The sequence below is a fragment of the Streptomyces daliensis genome, assembly GCF_054782395.1.
In genome coordinates this window covers 1-18,336 of sequence record NZ_BAAGSO010000027.1, presented here as the reverse complement: position 1 = coordinate 18,336, position 18,336 = coordinate 1, and the positions used below count along the sequence as shown (strand labels likewise).

Sequence of the window (18,336 nt, the reverse complement as noted above, 5' to 3'; positions counted from 1 at the left end):
GGGCTCCTTCAGATGGCGGAGGGGCGGGAAGGCAGAGAGGGGAGGGCGGGGAGGCGGTCGAACAGCAACTGCACGGCGCCCGTCTCGGGATGCCGCACGCGGTGCGCCCGTACGCCGAAGACCTCGGCGAGCAGCGCGGGCGTCAGCACGTCGTGCGGGGCGCCGGAGGCGACGATCGCGCCGCCCGAGATGACGTGCAGCCGGTCGCAGTGCACGGCGGCGAGGTTGAGGTCGTGGAGCGCGGTGAGGACCGTCAGCCCGCTCTCCCGCACCAGCGCGAGGACCTCCAGTTGCTGGGCGATGTCCAGATGGTTGGTCGGCTCGTCCAGGACGAGGACGCGGGGCTCCTGCGCGAGCGCGCGGGCGATCAACACCCGCTGCCGCTCGCCGCCCGAGAGGGTGCGGAAGCCGCGCCCCGCCAGATGCGCGGCGCCGACCCTGCGCAGCGCGGCGGCGCAGGCCGCGCGGTCGGCTTCGCTGGTGCGGGCCGCCGCGCGCTGGTGGGGGAGGCGGCCCATCGCGACGATCTCGTCGACGGTGAAGTCGAACTCGCCCGCCTGCTCCTGCGGCAGCGCCGCCAGCCGCCGCGCCCCCTCGCGCGGGGTGAGCGCGAACAGGTCGTCGCCGTCGATCCGCACCGTCCCCGACGTGGGCCGCGAGGCGCGGTAGACGCAGCGCAGCACGCTGGACTTGCCGCTCCCGTTGGGCCCGACGAGGCCGACGAGTTCCCCCTCGCCGGCGCGCAGGTCCACCTCGCGCACGAGCGTGGCGCCCGACCGCTCGACCGTCAGCCCCTCGATGTCGACGCGCACGGCTCACGCACCCCCGAAGGTGTATCCGGCGCGGTGGCGCATCAGCAGCAGGAAGCAGGGGACGCCGATCACGGCGGTGAGCACCCCGACCGGCAGCTCGACGGGCGCGAGGACGATCCGCGAGAGCACGTCAACCCACACCAGCAGCACCGCTCCGGCGAGCGGCGCTACGGCCAGGACGCGGCGGTGGTCGGCGCCGACGAGGACGCGGACGGCGTGCGGCACCATCAGGCCGACGAAGCCGATGGCGCCGCTGACGGCCACGACTGCGCCGGTGACGGCTGCGGCCAGCAGGAACAGCTCCCGGCGCAGCCGTCCCGCGTCGACGCCCAGCGCGGCGGCGGTCTCGTCGCCCATGGCGAGCGCGTTCAGACGCCGGGCCGACAGCAGCAGGTACGCGAGCCCGGCGGCGACCGCGCCCGTGGCGATGGGCAGCGAGGCCCAGCTCGCGCCGCCGAGGCTGCCCAGCAGCCACATCATGGCGGAGCGCGCGGCCTCGCCGCGCTCGGCGGCGAACACCATGAGCGTGGTCAGCGCGGAGAACCCGTAGTACATCGCGGTGCCCGTGAGGACGAGCCGCAGCGGGGTGAGGCCCTGGGCGGTGCGGGCCACCGCGTAGACGAGGGCCATCGCGGCGAGCGCGGACACGAAGGCGGAGACGGACAGCGCCCAGATCCCGAGGGCGCCGAGCGCGCCGAAGAGGAGCACGGCGTTGGCGCCGACGGCGGCCCCTGAGGAGATGCCGAGGACGAAGGGGTCGGCGAGCGCGTTGCGCACCAGCGCCTGCACGGCGACGCCCACGGAGGCCAGCCCGGCGCCGACGACGGCCGCGAGCAGGGCGCGCGGCAGCCGCAGGTCCCAGACGACGGTGTAGGCGGAGCGCTCGTCGGCGCCGAGCGCTCCGCCGGTCAGGCCCGCGTGCAGCAGCCGTACGGAGTGGCCCCAGCCGATGCCGGAGGCGCCGAGCGCCACGGCGCACAGGAGCGAGAGCAGCAGCACGCAGCAGAGCGCGGCGACGAGGGGCGGTACGGGGAGCCTGCGTGCGGCGCCGGGTATCGGGCCGTCGCTGTTGCCGTCGCCGGTGCCGCCTGCGGCGGCGGGCGTGGCGGGGGAAGCGGGTACGGGGGAAGTCACGGGCGCCCTTCTCGCAGTCCACGGCGAGTTGTCAGGAGCTAGGGGGTGTCGTCACAGTAGCGTCGTCCGGCCGGTAGGCCGGGGGCCGCGGCGTCTGGTGCGTGCAATCGCAAGGCGGAGGGAGGAAAGCGCAGCGGGCTGCGCTGACGACCGACAACGTCGCGAGTGTGCGTGCCAGACGCCGCGGCCCAGACGGGACTGTGACGACACCCCCTAGGGCGGCCTCGCGGGTGTTCGGGCTCACGGCCCTCCCCGTGGGGAGGGCTCCGTCTACCGTTGCGGGTCAGCGCCGGACTTCGACCGGTCTTCCCCCGCGGGGTGCCTTGGCTATGGAGTTGGCGTGCGCGGAACGTACGGACCTACGGGAGGCTCCGGCCTACTTGAAGAAGGCGATGCCGTCGTCGGGCAGGTCCTTGAGGTCCTTGGCCCACTCGCTCGGGTCGACGGCCTTCTTCAGGTGCGCCGACATGTACGGGCGCAGCGGCACCTCGGGGGTGGACTTCTCGCCGACCCACATCAGGTCGCCCTTGACGTAGCCGTAGAGCCGCTTGCCGCCGCTGTACTCCCCGGCGGAGGGCGTACGCGCGATGGCGTCCGTCGCCAGGTCGATCTGGGGCTTCTGCTCGGCCATCTCGCCGTACCAGATCTCGGCGACGCCCTGGTCCCGGATCATCACGACCTCGACCTGGCGCTCCTTGTCGATCCGCCAGTAGCCGGTCTCGGTCTCCAAGGGGCGGACCTTGTTGCCCTCGGCGTCCAGCTCCCAGGTGTGCGAGACGTACTCAAGGAAGTCTCGGCCGTCGTGGCGGAAGCTGGCCTCCTGCCCGAAGTTGCACTTGTCCATGCCCGGGAAGTCGGCGACACCGGCGCCCTGCCAGTCACCGAGGAGGAAGGCGAGCGGGACGAGGTCCGGGTGGAGGTCGGACGGGATCTCGATCATGAGGGGCTCAGACGATCTCTAGGGGGCGAGGGGTGCGGTGGTGGTCCGGTCGCTCAGCGCTGGCCCTGGAAGAGCTTCTTGAGGGTGAGACCGGCGAAGGCCACGGTGCCGACACAGACCAGGACCATCAGTGCGGTGAAGAATGCCTCAAGCACGGGGGGCTCTCCTTGAGCGGGGCGAAGAGTGGTGTCTTACGGACGGGGCCGAGTCTAGTCGTCGCCCGCGCGCGTCGCGCTGTGAGGTTCCCGGCGGGGCGCGGTCCGCGCCGGGCGCCGCGCAGCGGCCGTAGGCTCGGCGCATGGCGAAGAAGCTCGTGATCAAGGTGACGGCGGGCGCGGACGCGCCCGAACGGTGCTCGCAGGCGTTCACGGTGGCCGCGGTCGCCGCGGCGAGCGGCGTGGAGGTGTCGCTCTGGCTGACCGGCGAGTCGGCGTGGTTCGCGCTGCCGGGCCGTGCTGCCGAGTTCGAGCTGCCGCACGCGGCGCCGCTGCCCGAGCTGATCGAGGGCATCAGGGCCGGCGGGCGCATCACGTTGTGCACTCAGTGCGCGAAGCGGCGCGGCATCGGCGAGGGCGACGTACTGGAGGGGGTGCGCATCGCGGGAGCCCAGGTCTTCGTCAGCGAGGCGATGGCCGACGACACCCGGGCCCTCGTCTACTGAGCGGCCCGGAACACGGCACGCAGAAAGAACACAGCACGCGGAAAACGGAACACGGCGAGGACCGCACCCCCAGCCAGTGGCGTCCAACCCTGGGGGTGCGGCCCTCGCCGCAGTCGGTGCCGGTCGTCAGACCGCGATGGCGACCTCCGCGAGGCCGCCCTTCTCGGCGACGACCGTACGGTCGGCCGTGCCGCCGGGCACCAGGGCGCGCAGCGTCCACGTGCCCTCGGCCGCGTAGAAGCGGAACTGACCCGTGGCGGAGGTGGGAACCTCGGCCGTGAACTCGCCGGTCGAGTCCAGGAGCCGCACGTAGCCGGTGACGGGCTCGCCGTCACGGGTCACGCTGCCCTGGATGGTGGTCTCGCCGGGCTTGATGGTGGAGGCGTCCGGGCCGCCTGCCTTCGCTCCGCACATGCGTCTACGGTCCTCTCGGTGTGATCGGGTCGGCCGGGTTGGCCGTCAGTCGTTGGCGCCGAGCTCGACGGGCACGCCGACGAGCGAGCCGTACTCGGTCCAGGAGCCGTCGTAGTTCTTGACGTTCTCCTGGCCCAGCAGCTCGTGCAGCACGAACCAGCTGTGCGCGGAGCGCTCACCGATGCGGCAGTAGGCGATGGTGTCCTTGGCCAGGTCCACGCCCTCGCCCTCGTACAGCTCCTTCAGCTCCTCGTCGGACTTGAAGGTGCCGTCGTCGTTGGCCGACTTCGACCACGGGATGTTGCGGGCGCTCGGCACGTGGCCGGGGCGCTGCGACTGCTCCTGCGGGAGGTGGGCCGGGGCGAGCAGCTTGCCGCTGAACTCGTCGGGCGAGCGCACGTCGACGAGGTTCTTGGTGCCGATCGCGTCCACGACCTCGTCGCGGAAGGCGCGGATCGACAGGTCCTGCGGCTTGGCCTTGTAGTCGGTCTTCGCGCGGGTCGGGACCTCGGCGACCAGGTCGCGGGAGTCCAGCTCCCACTTCTTGCGGCCACCGTCGAGGAGCTTCACGTCCTGGTGGCCGTAGAGCTTGAAGTACCAGTAGGCGTAGGAGGCGAACCAGTTGTTGTTGCCGCCGTAGAGGACGACGGTGTCGTCGTTGGCGATGCCCTTCTCCGACAGCAGCTTCTCGAAGCCCGCCTGGTCGACGAAGTCGCGGCGCACCGGGTCCTGGAGGTCCTGCTTCCAGTCGATGCGGACGGCGTTCTTGATGTGGTTCTTGTCGTAGGCCGAGGTGTCCTCGTCCACCTCGACGATGACCGTCTTCGGGTCGTCGATGCGGGCCTCGACCCAGTCGGCGTCTACCAGGACGTCGCTGCGGCTCATGCTGTTCTCCTCCGGGAGCGGGGTGGGCGGGTGCGGTGTGTACGGGCGGGGGAGCGCCCGTACCTGCGGAGATTCGGGGTGCGCGCACTGCTGCCGTACGCGCGGGAAGCGGGTGAGGAAACGGCTGCGGCACCTTGCCCGGCACCCGGCCCGGCCAGGGGGCACGCCGCCGCGCGCACCAGGAACGGTGCGGCTACGGGGTGCGGGGCGCGGGCGCGCCGTGCGGTGCCTGCCTGGGGGCGGACAGCCGTCAGCCGGCCGCGCGACAGAGCATGGCGGCGACGCGGCACAGGTCGACTGCCCGTCGCTTCGTGAGGTCCGCCTGTCGCTTCATGCGGTCGATCGTAAGGACGGGGGAGGGGCCGTGTCACCGTCGATCCGGATTCTGAGACGGTCTTGTTCGTATACTGAGATGAGTGAACGTGCGACGGCATACGGAAGCGGCGCGCGGGGGCCGCGCGCCGCCTGGGTTCACCGGCCCTCGGACGGGCCCGTCTCGCGTACTGGGATGCCGGGCTGGTGCGTCGGGCCGGGCCGTCGGCCGTCTCAGCCGCCCAGCTCGACGCCGGTGCCCTTCACGCCCAGCACGATGCCCTTCTTCGTGGCCTCGACCCGGTTCAGCTCCAGGCCCTTGGGCAGGCCGCTGATCGTCCGGTCGAAGTCGATCTTCTTGCGGATCGCGTCCTCGACGCCCGGGATGCCGTCACCCGGCACCTTCTCGGCGTGCAGCTTCACCGTGTCGCCGTCCTTGAGGCTCACCGTGCTGTGGACGCTGCGCTCGAAGCTGCGGCCCAGCAGGGTGACGCCCGCCGTGACCTCGACCTGGCCCTCGCCCTTCGCGTTCTTGCCGCCCCAGCCGACCTTCACGCCCTCGTCAGCCGCCTTGGAGAGGTCCGCGTAGGAGATCAGGGCCGTGCCCGTGGCGTCCTGGGCCACGGCCGAGGAGTAGTTGTTCTCCAGCTTCACGTGCCGCAATTGCGCGTCGATCTTCGTGACGGTCACCTCGCGGTCGCCCGCCTGCGCGGTGAGCCCGTCCAGCGTGACGTCGACCTGGTCCAGCTCCTTCGCGAACACCTGGGTGAGGAACGGGAAGCCCTGGACGTCCACGGAGGCGTCACCGGCCTCCGCGACACCCTGGGCACTCCTGACGCGCTCGGCCGCCTCGTCCTCGGCGAGCTTGAGCGCGATGCGGTCGGCGGCGACGAAGAGCACCGCGAAGATCACCAGGAAGACCAGCAGTATGCGAAGTGCGCGCATTGCGTTCTTTCCCCCATGCAGTCGACGTGCCGCGAGCCTAACGCGACCGCTGTCAGCCCAGGGCCCGGCCGAGGAGATGCACGGCGGGCGCCGCGAGCGTCAGCGGCAGCGCTACACCCGCGGTCATGTGGACGAAGCGCGACGGGAAGTCGTAGCTGGCCACCCGCAGCCCGGCCAGTGCGCAGGCCCCCGCCACCGCACCGACCAGCGCGCCCGCCGAGCCGAGACCCGTCAGCCCGCCGACCGCCACGCCCACACCGGCCGCCGCGAGCAGCGCGACGACGAGGGAGACGACGGAGGGCAGCGGCAGCGCACGGGCGAGCGTGGCCGCTGCGACGCCCGCAGCGCCCGTGGTGACCGCCTCGGGCGCCGCCACGAGGTGGCCAGCGGCGACGACGGTGAGCGCGGTGGTCGTGATGCCAGCGGTGAGCGCGTACAGGCGCTCGTCGGCCCCCGAACGGTTGCGCAGGTGCAGCAGCAGCGTGAGGACGCACCAGACGCCGAGGGTGCCGATGACCACGGTGGGCGCCTGGTCCTCGTCGGCGACCAGCAGCCCGACGTCGGTGACCACGCCCCCGAGGAAGGCGAGCGCGATGCCCTGCCGCGCGGGCCACATCCCGTTGAGCCGGAACCAGCCCGCAGCGGTGACGGCCTGGAGCAGTACGACGGCGACCGCCAGCGGCACGCTGCCCAGCGGCGCGGCGACGGCGAGCAGCAGGCTCAGCACGGCGGTGAGCGCGGCGGGCTGGAGCCCCGGCGCGATGATCGGCGACCCCTCGCGACGGGGCGCGGCTGGGGCGGCCGACGCGTCCTGTGCGGCGTCGCCGGGCGGTGTGGGCGGGGGAACGATGCCGTCGCCGTACGCCGTGGTGTCCCCGTAGGCCGGGCCCTGCCCGTATCCGTACCCCTGCCCGTAGCCCTGCTCCGGGGGAACCCCGTGCACCCCGCCGGGGGCCGTCGTGGTCACCGGCCGGCCCTGCGCGGGCGCGCCCCGCTCGGGCGGCAGCGCCCCTGCGCCGTACTGCTGGCCGTAGGCGCCCTGGCCGTAGCCGTCGGCCGGTGGCCCGTAGGCGCCGTGCGGCCCCTGCTGCTGGGGCGCCTGCTGTGCGTACGGGTCGACGGGGGCCTGCTGGCCGTACGGCTGCCCGTACGGCTGCTCGTACCCCTCGTGCCCGTAGCCGTGCCCGTACTGCTGCCCGTCCCCGTACCCGTATCCCTGCTGGTCGCTCATACGGAGCCCCCGGCGAACGGCGGGAGCACCTCGACGGTGCCGCCCTCGGCCAGCCGGACCGTGTCGTGGGCGCGGGTGCCCACGGGGTCGCCGTCCACCAGGTACGAGCAGCGCAGCAGGACGCGGGCGAAGTCGGGCCGCTCCATGTGCCGCTCGCGGGCGCCGTCGAGCGCCTCGGCGAGCGTCATGGCCTCGTACCGCTCCTCCGCGATCCCGGCTGCGGCCTTGGCCGCCGCCCAGTAACGGATCGTGCCACTCGCCATGGTCGGTCCCTCTCAGCCGTCTGCGTTGCGGCTCCCATGATGACGTGCCGGGCCGGGCTCCCGGCACCGCGCACCCGCCCATGACCCGATCCGGTGCAGCAGCGCCGGGTCCGCCGCGTTCTCCGCGTGCCCGAAGCCGGGCTCGATCCACAGCTCCGAGTGCTCAGGATCGGCCGCAGCCGCGAGGGAGCGGGGGTGGTCGAGCGGGAAGTACGGGTCGCGGTCGCCGTGCACGACGAGCAGCGGCGCGGGCGAGACCAGCGGCGCCGCCGCCACGGGGGAGAGCGGCACCGGGTCCCAGTCGCGCGGATACACGCGGGTGCGCAGCCCGTAACGGGAGACGAGCCTGCCCACGGGGCGCTGGATCACCCAGTGCAGCCGCCGCATGGGCGCCGTGCCCCGGTAGTACCAGCGGGCCGGGGCGCTGACGGAGACGACGGCGTCGGCGTGCGCGGGCGGCTGGGGCGGTTCCATGTCCGGCATGTGGACAAGTGCTCCGTCGTGCGCCCCCGCGCGCCCCCCGTGCTTCGTATACAAATCCGCGCACGCTGTGTTGTCATCCGCGCCGCCGTCCGTGCGGTCCGGGCGGTACAGCGCCCCGTGCCGCAGCACCACGGAGCCGCCCATCGAGAAGCCCACCGTGACCACGTACGAGTGACCCAGCGAGCGGGCCCAGCGCACGGCCGCTGCCAGGTCCAGCACCTCGCGGTCGCCGACCGTCGAGCGCCCGCCGGAGCCGCCGTGGCCACGGAAGGAGAAGGTGACGACGGCCGAGTGCCGGGCCAGCACGGCGGCGGCGCGGCGCAGCGCGGGCCGCTCCAGCGCGCCCGTGAAGCCGTGCGCGAGGACCGTCGCGTAAGGGGCGGCGCCCGCCCCGCACGGCGTGTACGCCGCCTCGATCGGCACCCCGTCGGCCGTGCGCAGTGTCGCGCGCAGCGTGCCGCCGCTCTCACGTCGCGTGACCGCCGATGCGCCCGCGCGAGCGATCTCACACTCCATTCCGCCGCTCATCTCGGCTATTCTGCTGTGTCAGAAGGATCCGGGCAGCGCCGCCCCCGGGTCCTTTTGTGCTTTCAAGAGCCCGCCGCACGCCCCTACGGGAGTGCGCGACGCGCTTTCAGGAGACACAAGCCAAGCCGTACGAAGCAGTGCCGCCATACGTCCTCACCGGGACTGAGGAAGGAACTCAGACGTGAGCTCGCTACTCCTGCTGACGAACGCTCTCCAGCCCTCCACCGAAGTCCTCCCCGCGCTCGGCCTGCTGCTGCACAACGTGCGTGTGGCCCCCGCCGAGGGTCCTGCCCTCGTCGACACCCCGGGTGCCGACGTCATCCTCATCGACGGGCGCCGCGACCTCCCGCAGGTCCGCTCGCTCTGCCAGCTGCTGCGCTCCACGGGCCCCGGCTGCCCCCTCGTCCTCATCGTCACCGAGGGCGGGCTCGCCGCCGTCACCGCCGACTGGGGCGTGGACGACGTGCTGCTCGACACCGCGGGCCCCGCCGAGGTCGAGGCGCGGCTGCGGCTGGCCACGGGCCGTCAGCAGATCGCCACGGACGACAGCCCGATGGAGATCCGCAACGGAGACCTGTCCGTCGACGAGGCCACCTACAGCGCCAAGCTCAAGGGCCGGGTCCTGGACCTGACCTTCAAGGAGTTCGAGCTGCTGAAGTACCTGGCGCAGCACCCGGGGCGGGTCTTCACCCGCGCCCAGCTCCTCCAGGAGGTGTGGGGCTACGACTACTTCGGCGGCACCCGCACCGTCGATGTGCACGTACGGCGCCTGCGTGCGAAGCTCGGGCCCGAGCACGAGTCGCTGATCGGCACCGTCCGGAACGTCGGCTACCGCTTCGTCTCGCCGGAGAAGGGCGAGAAGTCGGCCGAGGAGAAGAAGGCGAAGGCCGACGCCAAGGCGATCACCGAGGCGGCCGCTCAGGTCGCGAGGGAAGCCGTGGACGAGGGCGCGCGCGGCACCGCGCGGGGTTCGCGGATCTCCACCTCACGGCAGACGGAGGGGTGACGCTGCCCGCGTAGACTGCCGCCGTGGCCAAGGTGACGCGGGACGATGTGGCAAGACTGGCGGGTACGTCGACCGCGGTCGTCAGCTATGTGATCAACAACGGACCCCGACCGGTCGCACCGGCCACCAAAGAGCGGGTGCTCGCCGCGATCAAGGAGCTGGGCTACCGCCCCGACCGCGTCGCGCAGGCCATGGCCTCGCGCCGCACCGATCTCATAGGGCTGATCGTCCCGGACGCGCGGCAGCCGTTCTTCGCGGAGATGGCGCACGCCGTCGAGCAGGCCGCTGCCGAGCGCGGGAAGATGGTGCTCGTCGGCAACTCCGACTATCTGGACGAGCGCGAAGTCCACTATCTGCGGGCCTTCCTGGGCATGCGGGTCTCCGGGCTGATCCTCATCAGCCAGGGGCCGAGCGAGCACGCGGCCGTGGAGATCGACGCGTGGGACGCGCGCGTCGTGCTCCTGCACCGCCGTCCCGAGGCCATCGACGACGTCGCCGTCAGGCTCGACGACGTCGGTGGCGCCCAGATGGCCACGCGGCATCTGCTGGAGCACGGGCACGAGTACGTCGCCTGCCTCGGCGGCCTTGAGTCCACCCCCAAGTCGGGGGACCCGGTGACCGACCACGTCGAGGGCTGGAGCCGCGCGATGCGGGAGGCGGGCAAGTCGGTGGAGGGGCGCCTCTTCCCCGCCCCCTACAACCGCTACGACACCTACCGGCACGCGCTCGGCCTGCTCAGCGGCCCGGACCGCCCGACGGCCGTCTTCTGCTCGACGGACGACCAGGCGATCGGCGTCATGCGGGCCGCGCGCGAGCTGAACATCGACGTGCCGCGCGAACTGGCCGTGGTGGGCTTCGACGACGTCAAGGAGGCGGCCCTCACCGACCCGCCCCTGACCACCGTCGGCTCGGACCGCGAGGGCATGGCGAAGGCCGCCGTCGATCTCGTCCTCGACGACTCCCTGCGCGTGGTCGGCTCCCGGCGCGAGCGCGTCCGGCAGTTCCCCTCGGGCCTGGTGCTGCGCCGCTCCTGCGGCTGCGACGTGGACTGACCTGCGACGACGCGGAATGGGGGCGGCCCGGGGCCCGTTCGTATTCGTCTGAATCCGCTGACGGCCCGCCACCGGAATCTCGGCTGCTTCTCAGGCAGGGCTCAGGAAGCTCTCATAGTGGGCGCCCATTCTCGGTGGCATGAGCGAATACCGCGATTCCCAGGTGCCTCCTCCCGTGAGCCCGCCGCCGGTGCCCCCGTACGAGCCGGGCCCGGCGCCCTACGGCGAGGGCCACGCGCGGCCCGCGGCCGACGACACCCTCGTCCAGCCCACTGTCCAGCCCGCCGCGCCGCAGCACGCGCAGCCCGCACAGCACGCGGAGTCCGCGCAGCCGGCACAGCCCGCACAGCTCGCGCCCGGCGACGGCTTTCCGCCGCCCCCGGCCGACGGGACCTTCGGACAGCCCGCGCCCGATGCGGCCGACCCCGGGCACGGCAGGCGCAAGCGCCGGATGCGGCGGCCCGTCGCGCTGCTCGCGGCCGTCGCCGTCGGCGCTGCGGTGATCGGCGGCGGTACGGCCGTCGGCGTGCAGCAGCTCATCGGCGGCAACGACCGGAGCAGCGCCACCAGCACCGTGAGCGGCACCAACGCGTCGTCGGCCGCGGCCGACGGGACCGTCGCGGGCGTCGCCAAGGCGGTGAGCCCCAGCGTCGTGGAGATCCAGGCGACCTCGGGCAACGGCCAGTCGACGGGCTCGGGCGTGGTCATCTCCAAGGACGGCGAGATCCTCACCAACAACCACGTCGTCTCCGGCAGCCAGTCCGTGAAGGTCACCTTCAGCAACGGCAAGACGGCGACGGCCGAGGTCGTCGGAACCAGCCCCGACCATGACATGGCCCTGATCAAGGTGCAGGGCGTCAGCGACCTGACCCCGGCCACCCTCGGCGACTCCTCCAAGGTGGGCGTGGGCGACGAGGTCGTCGCCATCGGCTCCCCCGAGGGGCTGTCCGGCACGGTGACCAGCGGCATCGTCTCGGCCCTCGACCGCGAGGTGACCGTCCAGAAGGAGGACGGCCAGGGCCAGGGCCAGGGGCAGGGCGGCCAGCGCTGGCCGTTCGAGTTCGGCGGCGGCCAGTACAACGGCGAGGTCGGCTCCGACACCACCTCGTACAAGGCCATCCAGACCGACGCCTCCCTCAACCCGGGCAACTCCGGCGGAGCCCTCGTCAACATGAACGGGGAGATCATCGGGATCAACTCCGCGATGTACTCCTCCTCGTCCTCCTCCGGCGGCGCCTCCGCCAGCGACTCGGGCAGCGTGGGCCTGGGCTTCGCGATCCCCGTCAACGACGTCAAGAAGATCCTGGACGACCTGCGGGACGGCAATGGATAGTCAGGACGTCGCCACCGGTGATGCGAAGCTAGTCACCATGGTGGCCACGGAGTCGGAGTCCATGAAGGTGCTGATCGTCGACGACGAGCCCGCTGTGCGGGACGCGCTGCGACGCAGCCTCAGCTTCGAGGGGTACGGGACCGAGGAGGCCGTCGACGGCCTGGACGCGGTCGAGAAGGCGGACGCCTACGGTCCCGACCTCATCATCCTCGACGTGCTGATGCCCCGCATGGACGGACTCACCGCGGCACGGCGGCTGCGCGCGAGCGGCTGCCATGTGCCGATCCTCATGCTCACCGCGAGGGACACCGTCGGCGACCGCGTCACGGGACTGGACGCGGGCGCCGACGACTACCTCGTCAAGCCCTTCGAACTCGACGAGCTGCTGGCCCGCATCAGGGCGCTGCTGCGGCGCAGCTCCTACGCGCAGGACCGGGGCGCGGCAGGCGCGGGCGCCGACGCCGGGGTGCTGGTCTTCGGCGATCTGCGGATGGACGTCGGCACGCGCGAGGTGACGCGCGGCGGCAGGCCCGTGGAGCTGACGCGCACCGAGTACACGCTGCTGGAGATGTTCCTCTCGCACCCGCGCCAGGTGCTGACCCGCGAGCAGATCCTCAAGGCCGTCTGGGGCTTCGACTTCGAGCCCTCCTCCAACTCCCTGGACGTGTACGTGATGTATCTGCGGCGCAAGACGGAGGCGGGCGGCGAGCCGCGCCTCGTGCACACGGTGCGCGGCGTGGGCTACGTACTGCGGGACGAGTCGGCGTGATGGCACCCTGGTCGGCGGCGCGCGCACGCCGCGCCCTGCCCCTGCGGTCGCGGCTGGCGCTGCTGGCCGCCGTCACCGTGGCGCTGGCGGTGGCGGCGTGCGCGACGACCTGCTGGTTCCTCGTAAGGGCCGAACTGATGGGCTCGCTGGACGAGTCGCTGCGCAACAGCCGGGTCCAGTCCGGCTTCATCGTGGACCAGGTCCGCTCGGGCCAGTGCACCCCCGCAGACGACCGCGCGCCCAACCCCTTCGGCGCGACCGTCCAGGTCGTGGACCGCGACGGCAAGAGCTGTGTGATCGTCGGCAGCAAGCTGGACGTGAGCGAGAGCGACGCGGCCGTCGCCAAGCGCACCCGGCAGGAGGCCGTGCACACCTCGCGGGCCAGCGACGGCACGGACTACCGCGTGCTCACCACCCCCGTCGAGGGCACCAACGTGGCCGTCTCCGTGGCCCGCCCCCTCACCGAGACCGACGACTCGCTGAGCAAGCTGGCCCTCATCCTGGCCGCCGTCGGCGGCGCCGGGGTGCTGGGCGCTGCGGGCGCCGGTGTGGCGCTGGCACGCGCCGGCCTGCGGCCCGTGGACCGGCTGACAGGCGCCGTCGAGCACATCGCGCGCACCGAGGACCTCGCGGTCCGCATCCCCGTCGACGGGGACGACGAGATCGCCCGCCTCTCGCGCTCCTTCAACTCGATGACGGCCGCGCTGGCCTCCTCGCGCGAGTTGCAGCAGCAGCTCATCGCCGACGCGGGGCACGAACTGCGCACGCCGCTGACCTCGCTGCGCACGAACATCGACCTGCTGACCCGCAGCGAGGAGACCGGGCGCTCGCTGCCGCCCGAGGACCGCAAGGAGCTGCTGGAGTCCGTACGGGCCCAGATGACCGAACTCGCCGCGCTGATCGGCGACTTGCAGGAGCTGTCCAGGCCCGACGCCACCCCGGGTTCGGGGCACGCCGAGGTCGTCGGCTTCCATGAGATCGCGGCCCGCGCCGTGGAGCGGGCGAGGCTGCGCAAGTCCGGGGTGACGATCGAGACGGCGCTGGCGCCCTGGTACGTGCGGGCCGAGCCCGCCGCGCTGGAGCGCGCGGTGGTCAATCTGCTGGACAACGCGGTCAAGTTCAGCCCGGCCGACGGTGTGGTCACCGTCGAGCTGGCGGAGGGCGCGCTGCGGGTACGGGACCGTGGGCCCGGCATCCCGGCCGAGGAACTGCCGTACGTCTTCGACCGGTTCTGGCGCTCGCCTTCGGCGCGCAGCCTGCCCGGGTCCGGGCTGGGGCTGTCCATCGTGGCCCGTACGGCGCAGCAGCTCGGCGGCGAGATCGGGCTGGGCCCGGCGGACGGGACGGCGGACGGGACCGGAACGGGCGAGGGGCACGGGCCCGGCACGGTGGCGGTGCTGCGGCTGCCCGGTGCGGCGACGCCGCCGCCCGAACTGCCCGGTGAGGGCGGGGAAGCGGCGGCGGAGGACGTCCTGGGCAGCGGGCGCTTGACTTAAACCTCACTTGAAGGACGACTCTGGGGTGACCGAGCAGGCCACGACACCAGAGGAGCCCGTCATGAGCACCGCCACCGCCACCGTCACCGCTTCCGCCACCCCGGAGGCCCGCGCCGCCACCACTACCGAGGACGACGGCGAGGACGTGCTGCGGCTGGCCGTCATCGTCGGAAGCGTCAGGGAGGGCCGCTTCGGGCCCGTCGTCTCCGACTGGTTCGCGGCCGAGGCCCGCGAACACGGCGGCTTCGACGTCGACCTCATCGACCTGGCCGAGGCCGAGCACGTGCTGCCCGTCGCCTTCCCGGACTTCTCCGCCCCGCTGCCCGCCGGGGTCGAGGCCGTGCGGGACGGGCTCTCGCGGCGGCTCGGGAACGCGGACGCGTTCGTCGTCGTGACACCCGAGTACAACCACAGCTTCCCCGCGCCCCTGAAGAACACCATCGACTGGTTTCACGGCGAGTGGGCCGCCAAGCCGGTCGGCTTCGTCTCGTACGGCGGGATGTCGGGCGGCCTGCGCGCCGTCGAACAGCTGCGGCAGGTCTTCCCCGAGCTGCACGCGGTCACCGTCCGCGACGCGCTCAGCTTCCACATGGCCTGGGAGCGCTTCGACGAGGACGGCCGCCCCCACGACGCCAAGGACACCGGCGAGGCGGCACGCACCATGCTGGGCCAGCTCGAATGGTGGGGCAGGGCGCTGCGCGAGGCCCGTACGAGGACGCCCTACGGGTCGGCGCGCTGAGCCCGCGAGGGGGTGAGGGGGTGAGGGGCGAGAGGGGACGAGTGGGCGAGGGGGCCCGCCGCGATCGCTGATCGCTGATCGCGACGGGGCCCCCTCGCAGGCGCGCTCCGTCCCCGCGTCAGTCCTCGACCGTGATCCGGTCGGCGGCGGGCGCGTGCAGCGGCGCGTCGGCCGACGAGCTGTCGCTCAGATACGTCTGGAGCGCCTCCAAGTCGTCCCCGCCCACATACGGGTCGCCGCCCTTCGCCAGTGTCGGGAAGCCGTCGCCGCCGCCCGCGAGGAAGGAGTTCAGCGCGACCCGGTACGTGGCGTCCGGGTCCAGCGGCTCACCGTTCAGCCGCACCGAGTCCGCGACGACGCGGTCCGCGCCCGAGGCCGTCATGTCGAGCGTGTAGGTCAGGCCCTCCGACATCTGGAGGATCTTCGGCGACGCCGCGTTCGCGCCGCTGACCTGCTCACGGAGCACCTGGAGCAGCTGCTCGCCCGTCAGGCTGGTGAGGTTGACCGTGTTGGAGAACGGCTGGACGGCGAAGCCCTCCCCGTAGGTGACCACACCGTCGCCCTCGCCGCCCGAGGCCGCGTGGACGAGATCGGCGCGGATGCCGCCCGGGTTCATCAGCGCCAGGTCGGTGCTCTCGTCGTGGGTGCGGCCGTGGGCGAGCTGCGCGTCGGCTATCAGATCGCCCAGCGGCGACTCGGGGGTCTTGGCGCCACGCCCCGGGATGTCCTCGGATATCCAGCCCACCGGCCTGTTCGCGACCGGCGCCGCCAGCTTGTTCCAGCGCGCGATGAGCGAGGTCATGTCCTTCGCCTTCGGCTGCTCGCGGCTCACCACGTGGTTCGCTGACTTCACACGCGTACGGACGATGTCCTTCGTCGCGCGGTCGTAGGTGAGCGTCGTGTCCGTGTACAGCTTGCCGAAGGACGCCGCCGAGGTGACGGTGCGCGGGGTGCCCGAGGGGTCGGGCACGGTGCACGCGTACGCCTGGTGGGTGTGGCCCGTGACCAGCGCGTCCACCTTCGGGGTGACCTTCTTCGCGATGTCGGCGACGGGGCCCGAGATGCCGTCGCCGGGGCCCGGACTGTCGCAGTCGTAGTTGTACGACGTGCTCGCGGGCAGCCCGCCCTCGTGGACCAGCGCGACGATCGACTTCACGCCCTTGGCCTGGAGCTTCTTCGCGTACGCGTTGATCGTCTCCACCTCGTCGTGGAAGTCGAGCCCCTTCACGCCGTCGGCGGAGACGATGTCCGGGGTGCCCTCCAGGGTGACGCCGATGAAGCCGATCCGCACGCCCTTGTGCTTCCACACGTACGTCGGGTCCAGGACCGGCTTCCTCGTGCCCTCGTGGGTGACGTTCGCCGCGAGGTACGGGTAGTCGGCGCCAGCGAAGGTCCGGCCCTTCTCGTAGCAGCCGTCCTCCGGGTGGCAGCCGCCGTTCTGGAGCCGCTTCAGCTCGTCCTTGCCCTCGTCGAACTCGTGGTTGCCGACGGAGGTCACGTCGAGCCCGAGCCGGTTCATCGCCTCGACGGTCGGCTCGTCGTGGAACAGCCCCGACAGCAGCGGGCTGGCCCCGACCATGTCACCGGCCGCCGCCGTGACCGTGTAGCCCTCGCCCTCGCGCGCCGTCCGCAGACTGGAGGCCAGATACTCGGCGCCGCCCGCCGGTATCTGCCTCACCGTCCCGTCCGGCTGCGTCTCGGCCACCTGGCCCGAGGAGCCCTGGGGCGGCTCCAGGTTCCCGTGGAAGTCGTTGAAGGAGAGCATCTGGACGTCCACGGTGCGCTTGCCGTGTGCGGCGCTCGGGGAGCCGGCGCCTGCCGGTGCGGTGGCGGCCGGTGCGGTGGTCGCTGGTGCGGTGGTGGCTGGTGCGGTGGTGGCTGGTGCGGTGGTGGCTGGTGCGGTGGTGGCCGCGCCCAGCAGCCCCGCGGCGGCGGCCAGCGCCGCACCCGCCACGGTGAGCCGCCGTCGGCCTCGCCGCCCGGAGTGCCGCTCTCGTCCGATGCCTCTGACGCCGGGAGTTCCTGTCATGGATACGTGCCCCTCTGCGGATGACTGACCGTCTGGATCATCTGGACCTTCGGTGCGGACGGCAGCCTAGGTCAACGCGCGTAGCGTGTCAGGACGACGAGGGTTACCGTCAGGTTTCGCGGTGGTGGTCCGGCACATTCGGGACGGGTCGTAAGGTCGTGTCCCATGAGCGACGTGGTGGTAACGGACGAGGCGTCGGCCGAGGTCGTACGGGAGGCGCAGGAGCTGATCGACGAGGCGGCCCGCGCCGACGGGCAGTCGGCCGTATCGGAACAGGGGCGGCTCCAGTTGCGGGGCGGGCGCCGCACAGGGGTCAGGCACCTGCTGCTGCGGCAGAGCGGAGAGCTGGTCGGCTACGCCCAGCTCGAGGACACCGACCCCGTGGAGGCGCCGGCCGGTGAGCTGGTCGTCCACCCCGCGCACCGGGGGAAGGGCTACGGGCGGCGGCTCGGGCAGGCGCTGCTCGACGCGTCCGGGCGGCGGCTGCGGGTCTGGGCGCACGGCGGCCACCCGGCGGCCCGGCACCTGGCGCAGGTCCTCGGCCTCACCCTCTTCCGCGAGCTGCGCCAGCTCCGGCGTCCGCTGGCCGGGCTGGACCTGGCCGCACCGGCGCTGCCCGAGGGCGTACGGGTGCGGACGTTCCGGCCCGGTGAGGACGACGCGGCCTGGCTGGAGCTGAACGCGGCGGCGTTCGCGCACCACCCCGAACAGGGCGGGCTCACCCAGCGCGACCTCGACGACAGGAAGGCCGAGCCCTGGTTCGACCCCGCGGGCTTCTTCCTCGCCGAGCGCCAGGGAGGCGACGGCGAGGGGCCACGGCTGGTGGGCTTCCACTGGACGAAGGTCCACAGCGCGGAGCAGCTCGGGGAGGTCTACGTCCTCGGCGTCGCGCCCGGCGCGCAGGGGGGCGGCCTGGGCAAGGCCCTCACGGCGGTCGGCCTGCGCCACCTGGAGCGGGACCGGGGGCTGCCGACGGCGATGCTCTACGTCGACGCGGACAACGTGGCGGCGGTGGCCGTCTACGAGGGCCTGGGCTTCCGCACCCACGAAACGGACCTGATGTACCGCACGGAGAGCTAACCCCTTCGCGGGGCGCGGAAGGAAACGAGGGGTTGCCCCTTCACCGGGTTGTGCCCCTTCACGGGGTGCGGGGTGAAGGCCACACGGGGGTGCGTGTTTCTCGTAGGGGTGCGCTCTGCCGGTGCCCCTTGGGGTTTCGTCACGCGTGTGGCGGGCCGGTGGCACGGGTTGTGCCCACCCTCCCCCAGCTACCGCTGGGAGGTGCCCCCTCGCCAGCGGGACGA

Annotated in this window: 19 protein-coding genes; 8 read left to right on the top strand and 11 right to left on the bottom strand. The window is 72.7% G+C overall.

Translation table 11 applies throughout. From position 1 onward, the window contains the following. Positions 1-8 precede the first annotated feature (8 nt). The 3 genes from ACYVOO_RS06105 to ACYVOO_RS06095 form a co-directional block, all read right to left on the bottom strand. Positions 9-812 (bottom strand): ABC transporter ATP-binding protein, encoded by an 804-nt coding sequence (locus tag ACYVOO_RS06105; protein ID WP_461014607.1) that lies wholly within the window; start codon positions 810-812, stop codon positions 9-11. A gap of 3 nt (positions 813-815) precedes the next feature. Further along, positions 816-1,946, bottom strand: a complete 1,131-nt coding sequence (locus ACYVOO_RS06100; RefSeq protein ID WP_461014606.1) for a FecCD family ABC transporter permease — start codon at positions 1,944-1,946, stop codon at positions 816-818. 376 nt (positions 1,947-2,322) lie between these two features. Beyond that, complete coding sequence (locus ACYVOO_RS06095) at positions 2,323-2,886, bottom strand: heme-binding beta-barrel domain-containing protein (RefSeq protein ID WP_453348974.1); 564 nt, start codon at positions 2,884-2,886, stop codon at positions 2,323-2,325. Positions 2,887-3,184: 298 nt separating this feature from the next. Between ACYVOO_RS06095 and ACYVOO_RS06090 the strand changes: the two genes are divergently transcribed. Further along, a complete protein-coding gene (locus tag ACYVOO_RS06090; RefSeq protein ID WP_461014605.1) occupies positions 3,185-3,547 on the top strand; it encodes a DsrE family protein in 363 nt (120 codons plus the stop codon). 126 nt (positions 3,548-3,673) lie between these two features. Here the strand turns inward: ACYVOO_RS06090 and ACYVOO_RS06085 are convergent, their stop codons facing one another. The 7 genes from ACYVOO_RS06085 to ACYVOO_RS06055 form a co-directional block, all read right to left on the bottom strand. Continuing rightward, positions 3,674-3,961 carry a DUF1416 domain-containing protein gene (locus tag ACYVOO_RS06085; protein WP_168480849.1) on the bottom strand — a complete coding sequence of 96 codons (288 nt, stop codon included), beginning with the start codon at positions 3,959-3,961 and terminating at the stop codon, positions 3,674-3,676. 45 nt (positions 3,962-4,006) lie between these two features. Beyond that, positions 4,007-4,846, bottom strand: a complete 840-nt coding sequence (locus ACYVOO_RS06080) for a sulfurtransferase (protein ID WP_461014604.1) — start codon at positions 4,844-4,846, stop codon at positions 4,007-4,009. A 250-nt stretch (positions 4,847-5,096) separates the two neighbouring features. Then, entirely contained in the window at positions 5,097-5,180 is an 84-nt protein-coding gene (locus ACYVOO_RS06075) for a putative leader peptide (protein WP_453349018.1), read from the bottom strand. 212 nt (positions 5,181-5,392) lie between these two features. Then, positions 5,393-6,103, bottom strand: a complete 711-nt coding sequence (locus ACYVOO_RS06070) for an LmeA family phospholipid-binding protein (protein ID WP_461014603.1) — start codon at positions 6,101-6,103, stop codon at positions 5,393-5,395. 52 nt (positions 6,104-6,155) lie between these two features. After that, the gene (locus ACYVOO_RS06065) at positions 6,156-7,334 is read right to left on the bottom strand and encodes a hypothetical protein (RefSeq protein WP_461014602.1); all 1,179 of its coding nucleotides are present in this window, start codon (positions 7,332-7,334) and stop codon (positions 6,156-6,158) included. Then, positions 7,331-7,597 carry a MoaD/ThiS family protein gene (locus ACYVOO_RS06060; protein ID WP_461014601.1) on the bottom strand — a complete coding sequence of 89 codons (267 nt, stop codon included), beginning with the start codon at positions 7,595-7,597 and terminating at the stop codon, positions 7,331-7,333. The genes ACYVOO_RS06065 and ACYVOO_RS06060 overlap by 4 nt, the downstream gene beginning before the upstream one ends. A 12-nt stretch (positions 7,598-7,609) precedes the next feature. Beyond that, a complete protein-coding gene (locus tag ACYVOO_RS06055) occupies positions 7,610-8,608 on the bottom strand; it encodes an alpha/beta hydrolase family protein (RefSeq protein ID WP_461014600.1) in 999 nt (332 codons plus the stop codon). 181 nt (positions 8,609-8,789) lie between these two features. On the opposite strand from ACYVOO_RS06055, the gene ACYVOO_RS06050 reads away from it, so the two are divergent. The 6 genes from ACYVOO_RS06050 (at position 8,790) to ACYVOO_RS06025 (ending at position 15,003) form a co-directional block, all read left to right on the top strand. Further along, a complete protein-coding gene (locus tag ACYVOO_RS06050; protein ID WP_461014599.1) occupies positions 8,790-9,614 on the top strand; it encodes a response regulator transcription factor in 825 nt (274 codons plus the stop codon). A 23-nt stretch (positions 9,615-9,637) separates the two neighbouring features. Next, positions 9,638-10,666, top strand: a complete 1,029-nt coding sequence (locus ACYVOO_RS06045) for a LacI family DNA-binding transcriptional regulator (RefSeq protein WP_461014598.1) — start codon at positions 9,638-9,640, stop codon at positions 10,664-10,666. A gap of 139 nt (positions 10,667-10,805) precedes the next feature. After that, positions 10,806-11,999, top strand: a complete 1,194-nt coding sequence (locus ACYVOO_RS06040; protein WP_461014597.1) for a S1C family serine protease — start codon at positions 10,806-10,808, stop codon at positions 11,997-11,999. Between the two features lie 37 nt (positions 12,000-12,036). After that, complete coding sequence (locus tag ACYVOO_RS06035) at positions 12,037-12,768, top strand: response regulator transcription factor (RefSeq protein ID WP_461014596.1); 732 nt, start codon at positions 12,037-12,039, stop codon at positions 12,766-12,768. Then, positions 12,768-14,264: a HAMP domain-containing sensor histidine kinase gene (locus ACYVOO_RS06030; RefSeq protein WP_461014595.1), complete on the top strand. Its 1,497-nt coding sequence runs from the start codon at positions 12,768-12,770 to the stop codon at positions 14,262-14,264. The genes ACYVOO_RS06035 and ACYVOO_RS06030 overlap by 1 nt, the downstream gene beginning before the upstream one ends. 61 nt (positions 14,265-14,325) lie before the next feature. Continuing rightward, the gene (locus tag ACYVOO_RS06025) at positions 14,326-15,003 is read left to right on the top strand and encodes an NADPH-dependent FMN reductase (protein ID WP_461014594.1); all 678 of its coding nucleotides are present in this window, start codon (positions 14,326-14,328) and stop codon (positions 15,001-15,003) included. Between the two features lie 118 nt (positions 15,004-15,121). On the opposite strand, the gene ACYVOO_RS06020 is transcribed toward ACYVOO_RS06025, so the two are convergent. Beyond that, complete coding sequence (locus ACYVOO_RS06020; RefSeq protein ID WP_461014593.1) at positions 15,122-17,032, bottom strand: bifunctional metallophosphatase/5'-nucleotidase; 1,911 nt, start codon at positions 17,030-17,032, stop codon at positions 15,122-15,124. Between the two features lie 165 nt (positions 17,033-17,197). On the opposite strand from ACYVOO_RS06020, the gene mshD reads away from it, so the two are divergent. Continuing rightward, complete coding sequence (gene mshD, locus ACYVOO_RS06015; protein WP_461014592.1) at positions 17,198-18,112, top strand: mycothiol synthase; 915 nt, start codon at positions 17,198-17,200, stop codon at positions 18,110-18,112. The last annotated feature ends 224 nt before the right edge of the window (positions 18,113-18,336 follow it).